Origin of the sequence: Bdellovibrio sp. HCB2-146 (genome assembly GCF_047345725.1) — a bacterium.
Lineage (GTDB): Bacteria > Bdellovibrionota > Bdellovibrionia > Bdellovibrionales > Bdellovibrionaceae > Bdellovibrio.
Genome location: NZ_JBLEQP010000001.1, coordinates 1980454 through 2000438, shown reverse-complemented (window position 1 = coordinate 2000438; position 19985 = coordinate 1980454). Strand labels below are relative to the sequence as shown.

Here is a 19985-nt window from a genome sequence, read left to right as displayed (position 1 = left end):
AGCACTTTGTTTAAAATTTGTGCTCTCTCTTCGTTGACTCACTGAAGTGAACTCTGTACTTTCGGTTCCTCGACCCTAACGGATAGCGGAGCCCCAGCACTCATGACCATGAATCCCTTGCCACCACAGGCTTACACGAAAGAGACGCTCTTGAAGGCGTACCAGTGGCTCATGGGACAAAACTCTTCACTTAAAGAAATCGCGACGACTCCAGATATCTTAGTAAGTCTGTATTTGAAAGCCACACGAGATGGTGATCATGCTCTAGAAAGACCGAGCATTCAAAACTTCAAAAATGAATTGCGCAGTCTGGCTGGAATGATGGGAGAATTGGACCGTCCTGCAGGAGCACAATCTCACGCTCCACAAATGCAACAGATGCAGCAAATGCATTTGCAACCGCAAGCTCCGCAGCAGCACGCGCCACCTCCTCCACCACCGCAACAACCTCTCTATCACCAAACACAAGCTGTTCCGCAACACATCGTCACAACTCCAACGCCGACTCCGGCTCAGGCTGTGCAAATGGTGGCGGAAGCTCAAGTCGCTCGTCCAGCAGCCCCTCCAATGGTGCAGCCTGCGACAACAACGCAAGTTTCTTATACAGAGAAGACGTTGATGGCGACGACGCAGTCACAGGATATGATGAATGTTCTGGATTGCAGCACACGCGCTATGATTCAGGAAGTCAAAGACGAGTTTAACTTAAGCTCAGACCTTGAAGCTCTTCGAATGCTCATCAAAATTGGATATTCCCGATCAAAAGGCCTTCTCCGCTAAAGTTCTCCCTTAAATTCGTAACGAAGTTCGGCTATATTAGGCAGATTAGCTGTTATTGAGGCAATGAAATGAAGAAAAAGTATTTGTGGTTACTTGCGATCTCGGGCGTTCTTGTGGCTCTGGATCAACTGACGAAGGCCTATGTTCACACGCACTTTCACCTAGGTGAGTCTGTGATTGTGATCCCGAACTTCTTCAACTTTACCTATGTTCGCAACTTTGGCGCCGCGTTTGGATTTTTGGCCGAAAGCCATCCGTCGTTCCGCGAATTGTTTTTCCTTTCGATGCCGCCGATTGCTTTGGTGATTATCTTGGGAATCTTGCGTGGAGTAAAAGACTCTGACACCAGACAAATCATCGCACTGTCCAGCATCTTTGGTGGAGCTATTGGTAACTATATTGATCGCTTGCGTTTCCGTTATGTGATCGATTTCTTGGACTTCCATCTTTACAATCGCTGGAGCTGGCCAGCCTTCAATATCGCCGATATGGCAATTGTAGGCGGCGTGGGGCTGTTGCTCCTGCTTATGTTCCTGGAAAAGAAGAAGATGAAAGAGGAAGGCGCTACATAAGCGCCTTTTTTTTGGCGCAATGCCTAAATGCAAATAACTTGCGTTTAGTTTTTGTCGGTGTTACGTCCTCATTCAGATTCAATGAAAAGAGGACTGATCCTATGAAATGGTTTTTTACTACTTTGGCGCTACTTCTTTCAACGCAAGCTCATGCGCAACTTCTCCAAAATGTACAAACAGCCGCAGCGATTGATATCGTAGGCCCTTTTAACTTCGATAATTCTGAAGAAAACAAACTTGATATTCGCAGTGCGGAGTTCACGTTCTTTGCACCTCTAGATCCAACCTTTGATGCAAAACTAACTTTTGCCGCACACAATGAAGACGGCGAATTCAAAGCGGAAGTTCATGAGGCTTTCGTGAGTTCTTCAAAACTTATTCCGTCTTCTCGCTTCAAAGTGGGAAAATTCTTTTTAGGTGTAGGACGTCTGAATCAATTCCATCAGCATGATTGGCCGTTTGTTTCCGCTCCCCGTGTGCAAGAAGAATTCTTCTCTGATGAGGGCATTACCGATTCCGGTGCTGAGTACTCTGTTCTTCTGCCAACGGATTCTTACTGGGATATCACCTTGGGCGTAACCAATGGCTACACTTGGGGTCACACCGAAGATCCTCCTGCAAAACCACAAATTCCTACACACTATATTCATCCTGTGAACTTTGTTGATTTCGGCGAAGCCGGTGCACTTCAGTGGGGCATGAACTACTTGGGTCGTACCGATGCTGCGGGAATTAAAACGCAGCTTTATGGTTTGGATTTTACTTTCAAAAAAATGACGGCAAAAACTTTAGATCTGTTGGTTCAATCTGAAATCTGGTATCGCAATATGAATTCAGAGGAAACTGCTCGCTCTGAGGATATCGGAGCTTACGTGTATCCTCAGATGGCATTAAATGACCGACTCTTTGCAGGTTTGCGCGTGGATCTTTTCTCTGAACTTGCACGCAATGATGAAAATGGCGAAGCACAAGACAACTTCAATTATGTCTTTGTTCCTACTTTGACTTATAAAAATAGCGAGTTCACGTATTTCCGCTTAGCGTACTCTTACAATGTGCAAACTTACCAAGGCCAGTCTGATGAAATTAATCAAATGATTGAAGTTCAGTTGGTGGGAATCTTAGGTGCGCACCCGGCTCACAGTTTCTAGGAGAATCAGATGAAATACCTTTTGTTCTTGATTGTACTTTTACCTCTGAGCCTTCAAGCGAAAATAAAAGTAGTAACGACTCTGCCTGATCTTGCCGAAGTCGTGCGCGAAGTCGGCCAGGGAAATGTCGAAGTGCAAAGTCTTCTTCAAGGCAGTGAAGATCCGCACTATGCAGAGGCTCGTCCCGATTTTATTCTTAAAGTAAATCGTGCAGACATCGTCTGCAGCGTGGGCCTTGATTTAGAGATCGGCTGGCTTCCGAAAGTTTTAGAAAAATCTGGAAATGCCAAAGTTCAAGATGGCGGTACAGGATCCTGTATCCTTGGTAAAACTGTTAAAGCCGTTGATATTCCAACCGGCGTGATCAATCGCTCGATGGGTGACGTTCACATTCACGGAAATCCACACTTTTATCTCTCGCCGCTGAAACTCACTGAAGGTGCCGACGAAGTTTTACGTGTCTTAACAACTGCAATGCCAGATAAAAAATCTGAGCTGCAGAAAAATTATGATTCATTTAAAGCAAAGATGCAGGCCTTGCAAACAAAGTTACAAGGGCAAGTGAAAGCTAAAAAAGTTATGGAGTATCACAAAGAATACACCTACTTCTTCGCCGCTTACGGTCTGAGCTCCGCTGGGTCGTTAGAGGAAAAACCGGGCATGCCTCCTTCGGCAGCTCGTATTGCGGAAGTTGCAAAGCTCGCGAAGGAACAAAAAGTCGCAGTTCTTTTCGCCAGCCCCTCCGCTCCACATAAAACTTTGGAACGTTTTAAGGAGCTTTCTGGAGTTCCAGTTGTCGTAGTTCCCAGCTATGTCACTAATAAAGAATCCACGAACTCTATTGAGAAACTGCAAACATTGCTTGTAAACTCTATTCCATGAAGACATTGATCGATGCTTTAAATCTTCAAGCTTTTAGCAGAGAGGGCACGCCCCTCTCCCCGGCTATCAGCTTTGAGCTTTACCCAGGACAAGTTCTTTACTTTACTGGCGAAAATGGTGCGGGAAAAAGCACTCTGCTTAAAACTATTCTGGGTCTGCATCGTTTTTATCAAGGTCATCTTCGCGTTCATACACCGCAATCAAAAATTCAATACTTGCCACAATTGGGAAATTTGAACTTTCATATTCCGTGCACACTACAGGATATGTTGGATGTAGAGGCGACCCACATGCCACTACTTGCAAATTTAGATCTTTCTAAAAAGTGGAACACAGCCAGTGGCGGAGAAAGACAAAAAGTTCTTTTGGCTTCTGCACTTTTAAAAGAACCAGAGCTTTTGGTTTTAGACGAGCCCTTTAATCATGTTGATAAAGAGGCCTCTCTACTTTTAGAAAATAGCCTCCAAGACTATCTGCAGGCGCATCCACAAAGTTCTTTGGTTATTGTCTCACACCGAGTTTTTGTCAGATCATGGCAGCAAGTTCGCTTTTTGGAGATTAAATGAGCTCACTTTTAGAACTTCTTTCCATCTATAAGTGGACTCTTCCTTCAAGTATTGCGATGTCCTTGGCATTGGCGCTCATTGGTTCGCAGTGGACAGCGCGTGAAAAAAGCACGCAGATTTTTGTGTTAGGGCAAGGCACTTCGTTAGGCATCGTCTTGGGCTTAGCACTCAATGTTCTATTGGATAGCGATCATCATATTTATTCTTTGATTTTGGGATTTTCTTTAGGATGGGTGATTCTTCTCCTTACTGAGATTTTCTTTGATAAGAAAGCCAACCGAAACCACGCCTATCTGACACTCTTTGTTTTGTTTTTGTCTCTAACTTACCTCGTGACGTCCCTAGTTCCATCTCTTGAATCCCATATGGCATCGGCCTACTTCGGTGATTTGGCTGTAATGAGCGATTTAGGTGCGAAAGCATGTCTGGGCGCTGCCATTGTGGCGGTTGTTTGGTTCTTAAAAGCGTGGAAGAAGCTGACGCTGAGTTCTTTCCAAATTGTGAATCAGAGCCTGATCCATAAATCTGGATCAGAGAGGTTGTTTGATCTGGCCACTTTGCTGCTCACAGCACTGGCTGTTCAAAGCATGGGATATTTATTTACTCTGGGAAGCCTTTTTATCGGAACAAGCTTTGCAGCCACTCGTAGCAAAAATCTGCAGCACTATCTGGGAATGTTAATTCTTATTTCTGTCGTGGGAACTTTGTCTGGATTTTTGGTTTCACTAACAAGCACCATCTTACCAACAGTGCCTTCCGTCCTTTTGGGACAAATCACTGTTGGAGTTCTGGTACTTCTATTTTATCGGAAGAAATAGTGGAACGATGGTTGCGCTTCACGCTTTTGACCATCAATATTGAAAAGGCAAATCACTTCCGTGCGAATACCGCGTTTGACGTTAAAGATCGTCAAATCCGCGTTTTCAATAATCTGATGCAAGCCGCGACCCGCGCCACCTTTTTCATTATTCATACTTCCCGCCATCCCTGTATAACAGCTTAAGAGATATTCAATAATGGTTTCTTTTGAAAGAGCGCCAAATGGATCTTTAACGGCAACTGCCAACAAAACCCCATCCGTTGCATAAGACAGCAAAGATTGTTGATGAGTTGCCAGCTCGACTTCTTCTTTGCGTGAAATATGATTAAACAGAGATTTACCCTGACTATCCACCGGTGCATCGTAGATCGCGTTCATTAACATTTCTTCGCTGACAGTGTTTACACGGTCCAGAACGGAAGAACGAATGCCCATCTTTTTAAAGTAGTTGCACATTTCCTCACGCAAGTGCTCGCGCTCACTGGATTTGGTAACCACTTTCTTTTGAATTTCAACACCCCAACTCAGATATTTTTCCAATCCAAAATAATCTTTGTTAAGGATCTTCCCTAATGCCGTCAGAACATAGCGAACTGTGGCATTACGATCTTCAGAATCGCGAGAAATAATATTTTCAATATAGCGATTGTTTTTAAGAACGCCCAAGTTTCCTTGAACATCTTTTGCTGTTAACAAAACTCCGTGGGTTTTGTTATTTCCTGTGACGGCTTCTTTGATCGCGTCGACACAGTTTTCCTCTGCCAAAACGACGTCATAAGTCGCACCTTTTAAATACTCACGTGCCGCCGGCAGGTCAGAAGCGATATCTAAGTGAACACCGGTTCCACCCATCGCCATACGCACAGGAAGTTGTTGTTTCTTGTCGGGCTCAACCAAAAGCACGCGACCGCCGGTTCCCTTTTCCAATGCGTTTTGCGCTTGATGCAACTCGCGATTGAGAATTTCAAACAGACGGGCTTTTTCATTTGTACGCATCAAACGTTGCGCCAAAATAAAGCAGTAAATTTGGAACAAGAGAGCTTGGAAACGATCTTTGTCTTTAGGGTGAACATGCGCAAAATCTTCTGCGCGAATCACAAAACCATCTACAACCGAAAGCGCTTTCACTGTCGTTGATGCCGGATTGGAGGTGATAACGCTCATTTCTCCAATGACTTCGCCCGGAGTATCCAGCGTTGTCAGGACTTCTCCAGAAAGAGAAACTTCTACTTTTCCTGAGCGAAGGAATATGAGTGACTGATTGAGCTGTCCTTCTTTGAGAAGATAATCGCCTGGCTGAAAGGTTTCAGTATGAACCATTGCTGAAACTTGCAAGAGCAAGTCTTCGCTAAACGACTTAAAAAAAGAATAGCCGCGAATTTCTTTAGCAATCTCGGCAGGATGCATCTTCATATAAATTCGATTATGTATGTGAAGTGCGGCCCTTGGCCAGAATCGTCTTGAATATTTTTAATAAACTAAGAAAATTAAGTCTATCGTCGGTATCAGGGGGGTTGTGCTGCTTCCGAATATAACGATCCTTCCGGGATTCAATATTCCAACTTATTTTTTAGTGATCAGCTTCGCTGTTTGCGTGGCCCTTGCTTGGATTTACTATCGCGCATCCCGTTTCAATCTCTCGCGGACAATCGCTCTCGACCTAAGTCTGATTGTCATGGTGGCAAGTTTTGTTGGCGCACGTCTGTTTCATATTCTCTACGAAAACTTCGACTACTACCGCGAGAATCCCGAACGTGTTTTTTATTTTTGGGAGGGTGGATTCGTTTATTATGGAGGCGCATTACTTGCGGCCTTTTCTGCAGCCATTTTCCTATATATAAAGTCACCAAAAAATCTGGAATCTTATTTTGATCTTTTCGCTCCAGTGATGTCGCTGTCTTATATATTGGGGCGCGTGGGTTGCTTCTTGACTGGTTGCTGTTACGGAAAATCTTGTGACCTTCCGTGGGCCGTGAGTGGCCTTCATCCTACTCAGCTTTATGCGATTATTTTTGAAATAGGCGCCTTGATCACTATCTTGGGTCTTGAAAAACAAAAACCAGAAGAAAGAAAATGGACGGCTCTTCAAAAACAAGGCGCTGTCTTTTATATATGGCTGATTCTCCACGCAGTTGGCCGTCTCATTATGGAACACTTCCGTGATGACTTCAGAGGACCTACTGTAGGTATTTCGATTTCAAGCTGGATCAGCTTTATCTTGATCGGCCTTGCTGTATTTCTGCTCACGCGCAAAGCGCCACTTCGCTAAACGATTGAAACCAATCTCATATTGAGAATATTCGTCCAATAACTACCCAAAGAGACACAAATTGGCTGCAACTTCTGAAAGTTCGACAGGCAGTTTTTACCCGCTGCTATTTAATGCAGTAAAGCCTCTCTCTAGCGATGGCACGATCAGTGAAATGATTACGGTTGAGAAGGAATATCAAGAGAGAGGTTTCCTATGAAAAAGTTTATCGCAACATTATTAACAGTAGCGTCGGTGTTCTGGCTGGCAGCTTGTGGTAGCGATAGCGGCTCTAGCAATAACGTAGGTGTCTATCCGAATTGCCAAAACGGACAATGCGTTTACCCAGGCGGAACAATCGTCAATCAAAACTCCCGCTGGGGCGTAACAAACTGTTCTTATCCAACATACGGATGCGACAATGCTCCTGGATATTTCCAAGTGAGTGACGTCGCCGCTTATCAAGACTTCCTTGAAAAAGGACTTGGTGTTTGTACATTTAAATACTCAACTGGATGGTCTGATTGCAAAAACTGGTGGCCAGGAAAATTTGAATTCGCCATCATCGCAAATCTTAACGTAGCAGCGAATCAATACTGCTCTACAAAAGGATTGACGGTTCCATCAACAATGACTGTGTACGCGAAAGCAGCATACGTTGCTAACAGTGCATGGCAGTACGGTGGATCACTTGGACTTGGATGGCCGTACAACAACGGCGCTACTTTCAGTGGTTCAACAGTGAATGTGATCAACGACTGTAAAGGTTTTGAAGTTCGTCAAAATTACGGAAGATATATGCTCCAAATCATTATCAAAGAAGGCAACTTGAGCCAAAACCAATTGCAATACCAATTGGCTTGGGGTTCAAACTCCATCAACCCTGCTCGCGTCTTTGCAACTGGAACGATCTACAAATATTAATACAAAGCTCTGCGTCTTGCTCTCTCGGCAAGACTCAGAGAATAATCCCGAATTATGGATTCTTCAGATTCAACTTCACAACCTAAAAAAACAAAATGCCCGCAATGCGGGCGTTTGACTGTGTACTCAACTGAAAATAAATTTCGACCATTTTGCTCGGAACGATGCAAATTGATTGATCTTGGTGCATGGGCCGATGGTTCATACAAGATTCCTGTCTCCCCCTCTTCAAGTGATCCTTTAAGTTCACCGGAAGATATTTACGACGAAGAAGATCCCGGAACGCAGAGCTAGAGCGCGTCTCGCAATTTCTGTTGACGAAAACTCATTTTTGATTTGAGATGAGCACGTCATTGGATGACGGAAATTAATCATCACGATTCAAACACAACGAAATGACACATACACGTGTCGAAAAAATCAGAGGAGTTCAACATGAACAAAGCACAACTGATCGAAAAAATCGCGACTGAAACAAACGTTTCTAAATCTCAAGCTGAAGCTATCCTTGACTGCGCTGTTGAGAACATCAAAAAAGCAGTTAAAAAAGGTGACGATGTGAAACTTGTTGGTTTCGGCACTTTCACAAAAGCTAAACGTAAAGCTCGCACTGGTCGCAACCCACAAACTGGTAAAGCAATCAAAATCCCAGCTTCTTGGGCTCCAAAATTCCGCGCTGGTTCTGAGTTCAAATCTTTGGTTAAGTAGTTTTTAATTACTTAGTTTGAAGTAAAAAGGGCGGACCCTCGGGTCGGCCCTTTCTTTTTTGTGCATCTGATAGTAGCCTTTTTCCATGGCTCAATTTCAAAAACAAATTCGTAGAATCGGTGTCTTTACTAGTGGTGGTGATGCTCCCGGAATGAACGCAGCTATTCGCGCTGTTGTCCGCGTGGGAATTGCTCAAAAATTAGAAGTTTACGGTATTCATGCCGGCTATCTGGGAATGCTAGAGAACAATATTCAACCTTTGCAGCTTCGCGATATGGCAAATATCATTCAGCGTGGCGGAACTGTTTTGAAAACAGCTCGCTCCACTGAATTTATGAAACCTGAAGGGCGCGAAAAAGCAGCGCAAAATTTGCGCGCAGCGGGCATTGATGCGTTGGTGTGCATCGGGGGTGATGGTTCGTTCCGAGGTGCTCATGCTCTTTGGGAAGAACAACAAATTCCTGCTGTGGGTGTTCCAGGCACTATTGATAACGACATCTTTGGAAGTGATAAAACCATCGGCTTTGATACGGCTGTGAACACTGCGCTCGATGCAATTGACCGCATTCGTGATACGGCAGCTTCTCATGATCGCTTGTTCATCGTGGAAGTGATGGGTCGAAACTCGGGCTTTATTGCTTCGCACGTGGGCCTTGCTGGTGGCGCTGAAGAGATCTTCACTCCCGAAGGCAACACCACTGTGGAGAAAGCTGTTGATCGTATCAAAGATGCAATCTCCAGAGGGAAAACTAGCAGTATTTTAATCACCGCTGAAGGTCAAAAGCCGGGACGCGCCTACGATTTGGCGGATGCCATCCGTAAAAAATCGGGAATGGATGCAAAAGTCTGCATTCTCGGTCATCAACAACGTGGCGGTTCTCCGACGGCTGCGGACCGCATCCTTGCAAGCCGCATGGGAGCAGCTGCCGTTGATGCTTTGCTCAAAGGTTATTGCGATATCATGATTGGAACAGAGGGTGAACGCCTAGTACAAGTTCCCTTGGACCTCGTTGCAAAACACGAACGAAAAACTCAGATAGATTTACTCTCGCTCGCCAACATTTTAGCTACGTAAAACCTCACGTTTTATCTTGACCTCGTCTCGCGATCCTTGAATTCTCAATTATGTTGTAAATTCAAATTCTGAAATGAGGTCATGATGAAACGAATTCTATTAGCAGCCCTTTTGGCTCTTCCGCTCCTTGGTGGATGCACTAAGAAAACAAATGAAATTGTTATCGGAGAATACGATTCTCTTACCGGCAGCGATGCGACTTTCGGTCTAAGCACGAACAAAGGTGTTCGCTTGGCTTTTGACGAAATCAATGCGGCTGGCGGTATCAAAGGTAAAAAGCTTGCTTTGATCACTTTGGATGACCAAGGTAAAAATGAAGAGGCGGCTTCTGCAACAACTCGCTTAATCACGCAAAACAACGTAACAGCAATCATCGGTGGTGTGGCGAGCGGTCGTTCTAAAGCAGCAGCTCCAATTGCGCAATCACATAAAGTTCCTTTCGTCTCTCCGGCTTCAACAAATCCTGATGTAACTAAAATCGGCGATTATGTTTTCCGCGTTTGCTTTATTGATCCTTTCCAAGGTTTCGTGATGGCAAAGTTTGCTAACGAAACTTTGAAAATGAAAAAGGTTGCTGTTCTTCGCGACGTTAAAAATGACTACAGTGTTGGTTTGGCAGATGTTTTCGTAGCTGAATTCAAAAAACGCGGTGGCGAAATTGTTGCCGATCTTTCTTACCAAGCTGGCGATATTGACTTCAAAGCGCAACTCACTCAAATCCGCTCTAAAAACCCAGAAGGCATTTATGTTCCTGGTTACTACACGGAAGTGGGCTTGATCGCTCAGCAAGCACGTCAATTGGGTTTGAAAGTTCCATTGATGGGTGGCGACGGATGGGATAGCGACAAGCTTTCTGAAATCGGTAAAGAAGCGATCAACGGTTCTTACTACTCAAACCACTACACTGTTGAATCAACAGATCCTGCAGTGACTGAGTTCATCAAAAAATTCAAAACGAAATACAATGAGACTCCAGATGCTCTAGCAGCTCTTGGTTACGATGCTGCTCGTATTTTGGCAGCCGCTCTTGAGCGTGCTCCGGAAATTAACGGCAAAGCAATCCGTGATGAACTTGCAAAAACAAAAGACTTTGTAGGTGTGACTGGTAAAATCTCTTTGAATGAAAACCGTGACGCTGTGAAGAGCGCGGTCGTTGTTCAAGTAGAAGGCAATAACCGTAAATATATTACGACAGTGACTCCATAAGGATCGACATGCAGGATTTCGTACAACACATCATTAATGGCCTTAGTCTTGGATCCATTTACGCTCTTATTGCTCTTGGCTATACGATGGTGTACGGAATCCTTCGCATGATCAATTTCGCGCACGCCGACGTCTATATGATCGGCGCGTTTGCAACCTACTATGCAGCTCGACTCCTCGGAGTCGAAGCGCAACCTGGAATCGGAACTCTTATTATGCTGATTGTGATCGCCATGGCCGCATGCAGCCTCTTAGGACTTTTGATCGAACGTTTTGCTTACCGTCCTCTGAGAAAATCTCCAAAACTCAATGTTTTAATCACTGCTATCGGCGTGAGTCTTTTCTTAGAATACGGAGCCCAGGTTGTCTTTGGAGCAGATCCCAAAGTTTTTCCTGAAGTCATGAAAGATTTTGTGATCTTTTCTATCGGACCGGTTGAAATCAAATCTTTTGACGTCACAGTTCTTGCGGTCAGTGTGATTGCGATGTTGGGATTGGATTTTCTTATCTATAAAACAAAAATCGGTAAAGCTATGCGGGCCGTCAGCAGCAACTCTTCAGTTGCAAGTTTGCTCGGCGTTCACCCTGACAAAGTCATCGCCTTTACCTTCATCGTCGGCTCATCGCTAGCAGGCATCGGCAGCGTTCTCGTCGGAATGAAATATCCTAAGATTGATCCTTTGATGGGAATGATGATTGGGATGAAAGCTTTCGTTGCCGCGGTTCTGGGAGGCATCGGTAACGTGGGTGGCGCCGTTTTAGGTGCCTTGATCATGGGACTCTCAGAGGAAATGGTCGTTGCTTATATTTCAAGTACTTATCGCGACGCTCTCGCATTTGGTATTTTGATTGTGATCTTGATCTTTAGACCGGCAGGTCTCTTGGGTAAATATTCCGTGGAGAAGGTATAATGCGGGCGTTTAAAAATCCAGTCTTGGCTTTAATAGCTCTGGCTCTTCTCGGTTTAGTTTTTGATTTTGGTTTTAACGCTTATATTCAGTTGATGGCCCTTTTTGTAGCTGTGAATTGTTTAATGTCGATGAGTTTAAATCTCGTCAACGGCTACACAGGTCAGTTCTCTTTGGGCCATGCGGGATTCATGGCTTTAGGGGCTTACTTTACGGCGTTTGCTTCCAATCGCCTGCACCTGTTACCTGAAAGCATTCGTACTGTTGAGTTGTTTGCTTATGTTTGTGGTGGCGGAATTGTCGCGGCATTTGCCGGTCTACTGGTGGGCCTTCCTTCGTTGCGTTTAAAAGGTGATTACCTGGCGATTGTGACTTTAGGTTTTGGTGAAATTATTCGCGTGGCTTTACTCAATATGGATACACTCGGTGGTCCCCGCGGATTCTCAGGAATTCCTAGCATCGGTCCTTTCTTGAGTTCCTTCCTTTTTGCTTCCATTTGGCTTCTGATCTGCTTTTTTACAATTTGGCGGTTGATGGGTTCTAGCTACGGTCGCGGTTTTTTAAGCGTGCGTGAAGATGAAATCGCAGCTGAAGCCATGGGTGTCAACACGACACAAATGAAAGTGAAAGCCTTTGTTCTTTCAAGTTTCTTTGCCGGTGTTGCTGGTGGCCTTTTCGCGTTCTTCACAAACTTCATCAATCCTTCTTCATTTGGTTTCTTAACCAGCGTAAATGCGGTGATCATGGTTGTTTTGGGAGGCATGGGATCGATGACGGGCTCTATTGTCGGAGCCATTATTGTGACAATCTTGCCGGAGCTTCTGCGTCCCCTACAAGATCTAACTGGTGTTGATCTACGTATGGTTATTTACTCTTTGTCTTTGATCCTTGTGATGATTCTGCGTCCTCAAGGTCTTTTCGGTGGTCTAGAAATCTCGGATCTTTGGAGAAAATATGTCAAACGTTCTTCTTGAGGCGCAAAAAATCACGATGCAATTCGGCGGTCTCAAGGCCGTTGATTCTTTGCAATTCCAAGTTCAAAAAGGTCAACTGATGGGTCTTATTGGCCCTAATGGAGCGGGTAAGACGACGGTGTTTAACATGCTCACAGGAGTCTACCAACCGACATCGGGCGAAGTTCTTTTAGAGGGAAAATCTTTAAAAGGCCTTAAGCCTTACGAGATTTCCCAACTCGGAGTGACTCGTACCTTTCAGAACATCCGTTTATTTAAAGATCTGACCGTTCTTGAAAATGTTTTGATCGCCACTCACCAACACGTGACCTATGGGCTTTTCGATACGCTTTTTCAGACGAAGAATTTTTTGCAAGCTGAAAAATCACTGCACGATAAAGCGTTTGATTTGCTGAAAATTTTCTCCCTCGAAAATAAAGCTCATGAGCTGGCTTCTTCTTTGCCTTATGGAGAACAGCGAAAACTGGAGATCGTGCGCGCTTTGGCGACTGATCCCAAGATTATCATGCTCGATGAGCCTGCCGCGGGAATGAATCACTCTGAAACGCATCACTTGATGGAAACTATTGCCCAGATCCGCGAGCGCTTTAAGCTGACGGTGTTATTGATTGAACATGACATGAAGCTTGTCATGGGCATTTGCGAAAACATCGTTGTTCTGGATCACGGAGTTAAGATCGAGGAAGGCGCTCCAGCGCGCATTCAAAGCTCACAAAAAGTTATCGAAGCTTACCTTGGAGTAGAAGAAGCATGAGCTCACCCATGTTAACAGTACAGAACTTAGAAGTTTATTATGGCGCCATTCATGCTCTTAAAGGCGTGAGCTTTGAAGTAAAAACAGGCGAAGTGGTTTCATTAATCGGAGCAAACGGCGCTGGCAAAACGACAACTCTTCGAGCGCTCTCTGGGCTCGTTGGAACCAAAGGTCAGATTTCCTTTAAAGGCCAAGACCTTTCACAAGTTCCCACTCATAAACGTGTTGGACTTGGCATCGCTCAGTCACCTGAAGGTCGCGGTGTCTTCCCGCAAATGACAGTGCGTGAAAATTTAGAAATGGGAGCTTACTCTCGCAAAGATAAAGCCGGCATTCTTAAAGATTTTGATATGTGCCTAGAACTATTTCCACGCTTGAAGGAACGTCTATGGCAAATGGCGGGAACCCTTTCTGGTGGTGAACAACAAATGCTTGCGATCAGCAGAGCATTGATGTGCAAGCCTGAACTCTTGCTTCTAGATGAGCCGTCATTGGGACTCGCTCCTATTATCGTTTCGCAGATTTTTGAAATTGTTAAAAAATTGAATCATGAAGGAATGACAATTTTACTCGTTGAGCAAAATGCACGCATGGCGCTTAAAATTTCACATCGTGCTTATGTTCTCGAAACAGGTCGCATTGTTATGCAAGACTCTGCTCAAAATTTGTTGAACAACGATGAGGTACGAAAATCGTATCTTGGCGTCTAGTGCCTTTTTTGTATTGAACCAAAACACTCCGAAAATTTTTGCTTCACCTGAAAGACTTCTCGAAGATGGGTTCCACACGAGGAGGTTTCAGATGAAACTATTTTTAATTGTCTCTATTTTGTCTCTTTTACCGATGGCTACCTTCGCAGCTGACGTTACGCCAGCAGCAGAACAAGAATACGAGGTGAACATTGATGGTGATGACGTCAATGTTCAAGAGCACTATAACTATAACTTCGGCAGAGTGCGAGTTGGCAACTCCGAGTCAGCAACTTTCACTTTAAGAAACCGAGGACGTATTCCGGTTTATATTAATGATATTGATCTAGATGGCGACAACGCCTTTCACGAAAACGACAACTGCCCGCGACTTTTACTACGAGGCCAAGGCTGTCGTATCCGCGTTCGTTTCCGCCCAATGGATACAGGTCGGTACCAAGCAGAACTCAACATTGAATTGACTGGAGCTTCTGATATCGAGATTGACCTCCGCGGACGTGGCGTACGCAGAGGTGGTATTGATTTCTAAGACATTTTTTGCAAGAACACTTCAAACTCTGTGCCGATCCCATTCCTACCAGGACTGCGCACAGAGACTTTTCCGTCATGGGCCTCAACGACCGCTTTCACAAAAGTCAGACCGAGGCCCATACCATATTCAGTTCGACTCTTATCGCTGCGATAAAGTTTTTGCCAAATCAACGACTGTTCCTCTTGAGAAATTCCTGGTCCCGAATCCGACACACGCAGGATCACACTCTCAGTCTGATTGATTGTTTCAATCGTCACTTCACCACCTGAAGGTGTGTACTTATGCGCATTATCCAAAAGATTTGCGATCACGCGACTTATCAAACGCGAATCCACCAACGCCCAATCATGGGAATCCAGATTCAAATGAACTTTGATATCTTTTTCTTCAAAGGCCATCTCATAAAGTTCCATGATTTCTCGAACCAAGTCGCTGATAAAATGTTTTTCTAATTTTAAGCGCTTACTGCGGTTTTCGGCTTCTGTAATATCGGTGAGAACTTGCAAGAAATTTAAAATTTTATCTGAGTTCTCAAAACAGCTTTGCAAAGCTTCGCGGTAAGTTTCAAGATCACCCTCGCTCGTCAAAGCAATTTCAGCTCGTCCCCGCAAACGTGTCACTGGAGTACGAATATCGTGGGCTAAGTGATCAAAAGCTTCTTTCAGGCCACTCACCAGTCCTTCGACTTTATCGAGCATATTATTAAAAAGAAGTTTCAGCTCCTCAAGCTCATCATCACTACCACCGATTTGCACACGGGTAGAAAGAGAGCCGCCATCGATTTTTTTTATCGAGGTGATCAGCTCACGCACGGGACTGAGAGTTCTGTTAGAAAGGAACAACCCGCCGAGGAAGCCAATCAGCGAGACTGGCAAAAGCGACCACCAGAAAATCTTTTGCAGGTTGCGCATTTGATTTCCGAGGCTCTCTGTGCTTTTCGCTACGACCAAACGCTGGCCGTCTTTAAGAGTTTTGACCAAGATCAGAACTGAATCGCGACCATTGACTTCAGGAAGTTGCATTGAAAACGTCGAGGCACGTTGCTTGAGAATTTCCGTTTGCACCAAATTCATTTGAATCTGAAAACTCGGAAAAGGCTCGTGCCCGAAGATAGTTTCACCCGTTGGCGATAACACTTGCACTAGAAGAGCTGCGTCCCGGTCGTAATTTGGAATGTACATAAAGTATTCGCGGAATTCTTCTAAACCGCGAACTTCAATACGATTGCGATACTCTTCAAGCTTGGATTCAAGAAGTGCTTTCTCTTGCCCTTCAAGAGCGCGAGTAATTTGAAAATAGAGGAAACTAAAGATGAGCGTGGAACTTAGAATCAACACCAAGGAATACGCGAGCGTTAACTTGGTGCTGATTCGGAAGAGCGTCGGCTTAAGACGACTTAAGAACATATCCTACACCTCTGACTGTATAAATAAGTCGTGTAGGGAAATCTTTCTCCAATTTGTTTCTCAAACGGCATACTAATACGTCTACCACGTTTGTTTGAGGATCGAAATCATAATTCCAAACTTCTTTTAGAATCGTTTGTTTTCCGATGATCTTGTTTGGATTGCTCATGAAGAGGTCTAAGAGAACGAATTCTCTTTCTTGTAAATCAAGCTTACGACCTGCGCGGATCACTTCACGATTCAAACGATTCAATTTCAAATCTTGAAAAATCAATTGTGTGACTTCCGAGGCTTTTTGCGCGCGTTTCAAAAGATTCTTTACGCGAATTTGCAATTCAGCCATCGCGAAGGGTTTAGTAAGATAGTCATCTCCACCCATTGAAAGACCTTTTAGACGATCGTCGAGTTCACGAAGAGCGCTAAGGATAAGGATTGGTGTATTGATTTCTTTTTCGCGAAGAGACTTTGCAAATGTATAGCCATCCATCTCCGGCAACATTAAATCGAGAACTATGATGTCGTAATGGTTAGTAACAGCTCTTTCAAAAGCTCTGCGACCGTTCGACTCTACATCTACTTCGCCTTCAAGCTCTCCGAGGCCTTGTTTAACTATCGTTGCAATTTCGTTATCGTCTTCAACTACTAAGCATCTCATAGTGGGTCACCTTTATTACTAATTAGAACCGTTTGTATTTGTGTGCCTAGTCTATATCAGATTTGTGGCTAAACAAAAGGCGCATTTTTACTTATGTACCCTAAATTACTCAGTATTACAGACATTTAATTGACCTAAGACAAACGATTGCAAAGTTAAAACCGATGTCCACCTTAATCGTTCTTGCCAAATGAAAAAGGGCACCTGGTCAGGGTGCCCTTTAGATTTCGACATGGTTTATCTTAGCTATTTATTATCTTTTAAGTTGGATAACTTCGTTTAAAAGTTCATCCGTCGTCGTGATTGTCTTCGCATTGGCTTGGAAACCACGTTGGTTTTGGATCATGTTTACGAACTCTGTCGCCAAATCTACTGTTGATCTCTCAAGAGATTTTGCGAACAATTTACCGCGACCCGCAGCACCTGGACCACCCAAAGAAGCAGTTCCCGAATCTCTAGATTCTTTCAAACGGTTGTTACCAACTTTGAAAAGAGCTTCTGGATTTTCGAACTTCGCGAGAGCGATTTGTGCTAAGTCAGCTGCTTGTCCGTTTGAGTAAACCGCAGTCAAGATACCTTCGTCATTGAAAGACAAGCCTGTGATTGTACCAGCAGCCGCACCGTCTTGGTGCCATGAGATCAGGTCCGAGTTTTTACCGTACTGTTTCGTACCGTCCAAACCTTTACCGCCATCTTTAATAGCGTCACCGAAGTTCAATTTCACTTCTTGGTTTTGCAAAGCACCACCAGTGAAGTTGAAGTTTGATTCAGTTGTTTCTTGACTGTCCAATTTACCATCAACTGTGAACGTCAATTTACCCGCACATACTTGTGACAATTGGCCTTCTTCACCACCAGATACTTCTTTACCATCTACGAGACCTTTGAATTCCCATTGACGGTCCGCTACTTTATTGAAGAAGAAGCTTACCAAGTGTTTGTTACCTTGAGAGTCGTACATCTCGATACCAGTTGAGTAATGAGATGTAGAGTATGGATCTTTCATATCGAATTTCTTAGTCGCTTCCATGCGCGAGTCTAAGTTCAAATCCAATTTCAATTCTTTAGTTGCTTTCGCTGGGATCAAAGCGCGAGGGAATTTGATATCCGTCATTTTATTAACGATATTCCCTTTTTCGTCTGTCGCGAAACCTTGAACTTTTTGATTGTCGTTTGTTACCAAGTAACCTTCGCGGTCAAAGTGGAAAGAACCGTCACGAGTGTAAGACTCGCCGTCTGAACCTTTAACTTTGAAGTAACCGTCACCAGAGATCGCAAGGTCTGTTACTTTTTCTGTCGCATCTACGTTACCTTGAGTGAGGATTGGATTAACGGCACCGATCTTCACACCACGACCGATTTGGTTACCACCAAGAATACCTTTTAAGTTTTTAGAGATGATGTCTTGGAATTCAGCGCGAGACGCTTTGAAACCTGTCGTGTTAGCATTGGCGATGTTATCCCCGATAACGCCCAAAGCTTCACCTTGTGCAGTCATACCGGAAACACCCGTGTACAATGACGAAAGAATACCCATGTGACCTCCATGTCGCGACAGTTCTATTCGAGAACCATCATTTGGAGGGCCTCCTCTACGAGGACCAGCCCTAATATTTAATTTTTCTTCTACCTCAGCTCATTCTAAGCTTTGGCAGTTTGACCACTTTCTTTATAAGACAACTGTTGAGTCAATATTGGTAAAAACATTTTCTTTCAAAGCGTTTTTATCCATTACTGTCACAACCGTGTTGTTCTTCACGCTGACAATCAGTGCGGAGTCATTCATCAAGATCAATGAATCCTTCGAACCTTTTGCCGCCGCTCTTTGAATCGCATCGCCGAGTTTCGTGATATCCTCTGGGCTGTAACTGATGCCCCGAGTTCTCATTCGCTCAATCGCGTGATTCGAGAACTTCACTCCTTCATTTGGAAGCTTGCCAGCTCCTAGCGAAGGCATCTGGTTCAGATTTATCGGAGCTTGTCCGCCAACCTTATCCAGAGTGTCTTTGAAGGACGGTCCACTTCCAACATCAACCGGCTTTCTTACTTTAACCGGCGTCTGAGGAGTTAAACTGTCTAGTGTCTGTAACTTTTTTAAGTCCATTATCTCGCTGTCTCCTTGGCGATTTTATCCATCATTTCTCGCGACAATCCGACGCTTTCCATGATGTTAGATTTTGCCATAGCTACAGCGGGAGTTGGAGCCTTTTGTTGCTCTACACTTCCCTCTTTTTTAGTTTGTTCTATGACATCATCTTTCTTCAAGTCTAGGTTTGTAACATCATTTACTTTCTGGTCGTTACTCATAAGACGAGGGTCTGTGATCTTCTTCACGTCGCGGAAACGAATCGCTTGGTTTCCTACGTTTAGAACAGGTCCTTCGCTCGAATAACTCACACCCGTGATCACACCATCGAAATCAGTTTTGATTCCAAGCTTTTTACCATCTGCGGTTTTTGCTTCAGCGATGAATTGATATTCACCAGGAAGTGTTTTCATTGCACGATCGTCTTCACCATTCCAAGTAAGTTTGTTGTCTCCTTTTTTCAATCCTTTCAGATTGTATGTGCGAACAACATTCCCTTCACCATCGCGCACTTTCACTTGCACTTCTGCAGCATCAACCGGAAGGTTGAAGCGGAAGTCATGATCCTTATCAGCCGCACTACGCACAATTTTCGAAGAATCCCCGGCAACTGCTTTGCCGATCAAATTTAGAGCTTGGAAATTTTCTGCTGGCTTTTGACCATTTTTCAACTCTTCGAGCGTTCTGTTCATGTTTTGCATTTGCTCGAGTGATGAGAAGTTCGCAAGCTGTGCAGCCATCTCATGGCTCTTCATTGGATTTGTCGGATCTTGATTTTTCATCTGCGCAAGCATCAGCTTAAAGAAAGCATCCTTATCCAGATTTGGATTTCCTGTCGTACGCATTTTTTTCGATGGATCTGTCCAATTGGGATCCGCGATCTTATTTAAGACCGAACCAACATCTTCTTCACCCACTTTTGATTTATCATGGGCACTGATGTTGCCTGAATTGCCTGTCGACTCGGGCTTTGCTGCCGTCGCGCCAAATGCATTCACTCCCAATTTTGCGTTCACCATTGTCATGCG

The 19985-nt window shown here is 44.3% G+C and carries 23 protein-coding genes; 17 read left to right on the top strand and 6 right to left on the bottom strand.

Annotated elements, in window-relative coordinates; all coding sequences use genetic code 11:
• Positions 1–102 precede the first annotated feature (102 nt).
• From ACLWOR_RS09795 to ACLWOR_RS09770, 6 genes are all read left to right on the top strand, one after another.
• The gene (locus ACLWOR_RS09795) at positions 103–780 is read left to right on the top strand and encodes a hypothetical protein (protein WP_413940520.1); all 678 of its coding nucleotides are present in this window, start codon (positions 103–105) and stop codon (positions 778–780) included.
• A 68-nt stretch (positions 781–848) separates the two neighbouring features.
• Positions 849–1352, top strand: a complete 504-nt coding sequence (gene lspA, locus ACLWOR_RS09790) for a signal peptidase II (RefSeq protein WP_413940519.1) — start codon at positions 849–851, stop codon at positions 1350–1352.
• 101 nt (positions 1353–1453) lie between these two features.
• On the top strand, positions 1454–2503 hold the full coding sequence (locus ACLWOR_RS09785; protein ID WP_413940518.1) for a hypothetical protein: 1050 nt from the start codon (positions 1454–1456) through the stop codon (positions 2501–2503).
• 9 nt (positions 2504–2512) lie between these two features.
• Positions 2513–3385 carry a metal ABC transporter substrate-binding protein gene (locus ACLWOR_RS09780; protein WP_413940517.1) on the top strand — a complete coding sequence of 291 codons (873 nt, stop codon included), beginning with the start codon at positions 2513–2515 and terminating at the stop codon, positions 3383–3385.
• Positions 3382–3951 (top strand): ATP-binding cassette domain-containing protein, encoded by a 570-nt coding sequence (locus ACLWOR_RS09775; protein ID WP_413940516.1) that lies wholly within the window; start codon positions 3382–3384, stop codon positions 3949–3951. The genes ACLWOR_RS09780 and ACLWOR_RS09775 overlap by 4 nt, the downstream gene beginning before the upstream one ends.
• Positions 3948–4769, top strand: coding sequence for a metal ABC transporter permease (locus ACLWOR_RS09770; protein ID WP_413940515.1), 822 nt, complete (start codon positions 3948–3950; stop codon positions 4767–4769). The genes ACLWOR_RS09775 and ACLWOR_RS09770 overlap by 4 nt, the downstream gene beginning before the upstream one ends.
• Here the strand turns inward: ACLWOR_RS09770 and ACLWOR_RS09765 are convergent.
• A complete protein-coding gene (locus ACLWOR_RS09765; RefSeq protein WP_413940514.1) occupies positions 4754–6184 on the bottom strand; it encodes a cyclic nucleotide-binding domain-containing protein in 1431 nt (476 codons plus the stop codon). The genes ACLWOR_RS09770 and ACLWOR_RS09765 overlap by 16 nt on opposite strands.
• A 103-nt stretch (positions 6185–6287) precedes the next feature.
• Between ACLWOR_RS09765 and ACLWOR_RS09760 the strand changes: the two genes are divergently transcribed.
• The 11 genes from ACLWOR_RS09760 (at position 6288) to ACLWOR_RS09710 (ending at position 14807) form a co-directional block, all read left to right on the top strand.
• Positions 6288–7040 (top strand): prolipoprotein diacylglyceryl transferase, encoded by a 753-nt coding sequence (locus ACLWOR_RS09760; RefSeq protein ID WP_413940513.1) that lies wholly within the window; start codon positions 6288–6290, stop codon positions 7038–7040.
• 195 nt (positions 7041–7235) lie between these two features.
• Positions 7236–7943, top strand: a complete 708-nt coding sequence (locus tag ACLWOR_RS09755) for a lipoprotein (protein ID WP_413940512.1) — start codon at positions 7236–7238, stop codon at positions 7941–7943.
• Positions 7944–7997: 54 nt separating this feature from the next.
• The gene (locus tag ACLWOR_RS09750) at positions 7998–8237 is read left to right on the top strand and encodes a DNA gyrase inhibitor YacG (RefSeq protein WP_413940511.1); all 240 of its coding nucleotides are present in this window, start codon (positions 7998–8000) and stop codon (positions 8235–8237) included.
• Positions 8238–8378: 141 nt separating this feature from the next.
• Positions 8379–8651 (top strand): HU family DNA-binding protein, encoded by a 273-nt coding sequence (locus ACLWOR_RS09745; protein ID WP_413940510.1) that lies wholly within the window; start codon positions 8379–8381, stop codon positions 8649–8651.
• Positions 8652–8736: 85 nt separating this feature from the next.
• Positions 8737–9726, top strand: a complete 990-nt coding sequence (pfkA, locus tag ACLWOR_RS09740; RefSeq protein WP_413940509.1) for a 6-phosphofructokinase — start codon at positions 8737–8739, stop codon at positions 9724–9726.
• Between the two features lie 84 nt (positions 9727–9810).
• The gene (locus ACLWOR_RS09735; protein ID WP_413940508.1) at positions 9811–10932 is read left to right on the top strand and encodes an ABC transporter substrate-binding protein; all 1122 of its coding nucleotides are present in this window, start codon (positions 9811–9813) and stop codon (positions 10930–10932) included.
• Positions 10933–10940: 8 nt separating this feature from the next.
• Positions 10941–11843 (top strand): branched-chain amino acid ABC transporter permease, encoded by a 903-nt coding sequence (locus ACLWOR_RS09730; protein ID WP_413940507.1) that lies wholly within the window; start codon positions 10941–10943, stop codon positions 11841–11843.
• Complete coding sequence (locus ACLWOR_RS09725; RefSeq protein ID WP_413940506.1) at positions 11843–12814, top strand: branched-chain amino acid ABC transporter permease; 972 nt, start codon at positions 11843–11845, stop codon at positions 12812–12814. The genes ACLWOR_RS09730 and ACLWOR_RS09725 overlap by 1 nt, the downstream gene beginning before the upstream one ends.
• The gene (locus tag ACLWOR_RS09720) at positions 12795–13568 is read left to right on the top strand and encodes an ABC transporter ATP-binding protein (protein ID WP_413940505.1); all 774 of its coding nucleotides are present in this window, start codon (positions 12795–12797) and stop codon (positions 13566–13568) included. The genes ACLWOR_RS09725 and ACLWOR_RS09720 overlap by 20 nt, the downstream gene beginning before the upstream one ends.
• Complete coding sequence (locus ACLWOR_RS09715) at positions 13565–14278, top strand: ABC transporter ATP-binding protein (protein ID WP_413940504.1); 714 nt, start codon at positions 13565–13567, stop codon at positions 14276–14278. Before ACLWOR_RS09720 ends, ACLWOR_RS09715 begins: the two co-directional genes overlap by 4 nt.
• A 91-nt stretch (positions 14279–14369) precedes the next feature.
• Positions 14370–14807, top strand: coding sequence for a choice-of-anchor D domain-containing protein (locus ACLWOR_RS09710; protein ID WP_413940503.1), 438 nt, complete (start codon positions 14370–14372; stop codon positions 14805–14807).
• Here ACLWOR_RS09710 and ACLWOR_RS09705 read toward each other — a convergent pair.
• From ACLWOR_RS09705 to ACLWOR_RS09685, 5 genes are all read right to left on the bottom strand, one after another.
• Positions 14804–16216 (bottom strand): ATP-binding protein, encoded by a 1413-nt coding sequence (locus ACLWOR_RS09705; RefSeq protein WP_413940502.1) that lies wholly within the window; start codon positions 16214–16216, stop codon positions 14804–14806. The two genes, ACLWOR_RS09710 and ACLWOR_RS09705, sit on opposite strands and share 4 nt — an antisense overlap.
• Entirely contained in the window at positions 16197–16871 is a 675-nt protein-coding gene (locus ACLWOR_RS09700; protein WP_413940501.1) for a response regulator transcription factor, read from the bottom strand. Before ACLWOR_RS09700 ends, ACLWOR_RS09705 begins: the two co-directional genes overlap by 20 nt.
• A 253-nt stretch (positions 16872–17124) precedes the next feature.
• A complete protein-coding gene (locus tag ACLWOR_RS09695) occupies positions 17125–18408 on the bottom strand; it encodes a flagellar hook protein FlgE (RefSeq protein WP_413940500.1) in 1284 nt (427 codons plus the stop codon).
• 132 nt (positions 18409–18540) lie between these two features.
• The gene (locus ACLWOR_RS09690; RefSeq protein WP_413940762.1) at positions 18541–18978 is read right to left on the bottom strand and encodes a TIGR02530 family flagellar biosynthesis protein; all 438 of its coding nucleotides are present in this window, start codon (positions 18976–18978) and stop codon (positions 18541–18543) included.
• Positions 18975–19982 (bottom strand): flagellar hook assembly protein FlgD, encoded by a 1008-nt coding sequence (locus ACLWOR_RS09685; protein ID WP_413940499.1) that lies wholly within the window; start codon positions 19980–19982, stop codon positions 18975–18977. Before ACLWOR_RS09685 ends, ACLWOR_RS09690 begins: the two co-directional genes overlap by 4 nt.
• Positions 19983–19985: the final 3 nt, after the last annotated feature.

Bases quoted from the DNA above. Each gene is read 5' to 3' on its own strand.
- ACLWOR_RS09725 (WP_413940506.1), top strand. From the start codon at position 11,843: ATGCGGGCGTTTAAAAATCCAGTCTTGGCTTTAATAGCTCTGGCTCTT.
- ACLWOR_RS09700 (WP_413940501.1), bottom strand. From the start codon at position 16,871: ATGAGATGCTTAGTAGTTGAAGACGATAACGAAATTGCAACGATAGTT.
- ACLWOR_RS09695 (WP_413940500.1), bottom strand. From the start codon at position 18,408: ATGGGTATTCTTTCGTCATTGTACACGGGTGTTTCCGGTATGACTGCA.
- ACLWOR_RS09735 (WP_413940508.1), top strand. From the start codon at position 9,811: ATGAAACGAATTCTATTAGCAGCCCTTTTGGCTCTTCCGCTCCTTGGT.
- ACLWOR_RS09785 (WP_413940518.1), top strand. From the start codon at position 1,454: ATGAAATGGTTTTTTACTACTTTGGCGCTACTTCTTTCAACGCAAGCT.
- ACLWOR_RS09770 (WP_413940515.1), top strand. From the start codon at position 3,948: ATGAGCTCACTTTTAGAACTTCTTTCCATCTATAAGTGGACTCTTCCT.
- ACLWOR_RS09710 (WP_413940503.1), top strand. From the start codon at position 14,370: ATGAAACTATTTTTAATTGTCTCTATTTTGTCTCTTTTACCGATGGCT.
- lspA (WP_413940519.1), top strand. From the start codon at position 849: ATGAAGAAAAAGTATTTGTGGTTACTTGCGATCTCGGGCGTTCTTGTG.
- ACLWOR_RS09705 (WP_413940502.1), bottom strand. From the start codon at position 16,216: ATGTTCTTAAGTCGTCTTAAGCCGACGCTCTTCCGAATCAGCACCAAG.
- ACLWOR_RS09755 (WP_413940512.1), top strand. From the start codon at position 7,236: ATGAAAAAGTTTATCGCAACATTATTAACAGTAGCGTCGGTGTTCTGG.
- pfkA (WP_413940509.1), top strand. From the start codon at position 8,737: ATGGCTCAATTTCAAAAACAAATTCGTAGAATCGGTGTCTTTACTAGT.
- ACLWOR_RS09685 (WP_413940499.1), bottom strand. From the start codon at position 19,982: ATGACAATGGTGAACGCAAAATTGGGAGTGAATGCATTTGGCGCGACG.
- ACLWOR_RS09795 (WP_413940520.1), top strand. From the start codon at position 103: ATGACCATGAATCCCTTGCCACCACAGGCTTACACGAAAGAGACGCTC.
- ACLWOR_RS09780 (WP_413940517.1), top strand. From the start codon at position 2,513: ATGAAATACCTTTTGTTCTTGATTGTACTTTTACCTCTGAGCCTTCAA.
- ACLWOR_RS09720 (WP_413940505.1), top strand. From the start codon at position 12,795: ATGTCAAACGTTCTTCTTGAGGCGCAAAAAATCACGATGCAATTCGGC.
- ACLWOR_RS09745 (WP_413940510.1), top strand. From the start codon at position 8,379: ATGAACAAAGCACAACTGATCGAAAAAATCGCGACTGAAACAAACGTT.
- ACLWOR_RS09730 (WP_413940507.1), top strand. From the start codon at position 10,941: ATGCAGGATTTCGTACAACACATCATTAATGGCCTTAGTCTTGGATCC.
- ACLWOR_RS09775 (WP_413940516.1), top strand. From the start codon at position 3,382: ATGAAGACATTGATCGATGCTTTAAATCTTCAAGCTTTTAGCAGAGAG.
- ACLWOR_RS09715 (WP_413940504.1), top strand. From the start codon at position 13,565: ATGAGCTCACCCATGTTAACAGTACAGAACTTAGAAGTTTATTATGGC.
- ACLWOR_RS09765 (WP_413940514.1), bottom strand. From the start codon at position 6,184: ATGAAGATGCATCCTGCCGAGATTGCTAAAGAAATTCGCGGCTATTCT.
- ACLWOR_RS09750 (WP_413940511.1), top strand. From the start codon at position 7,998: ATGGATTCTTCAGATTCAACTTCACAACCTAAAAAAACAAAATGCCCG.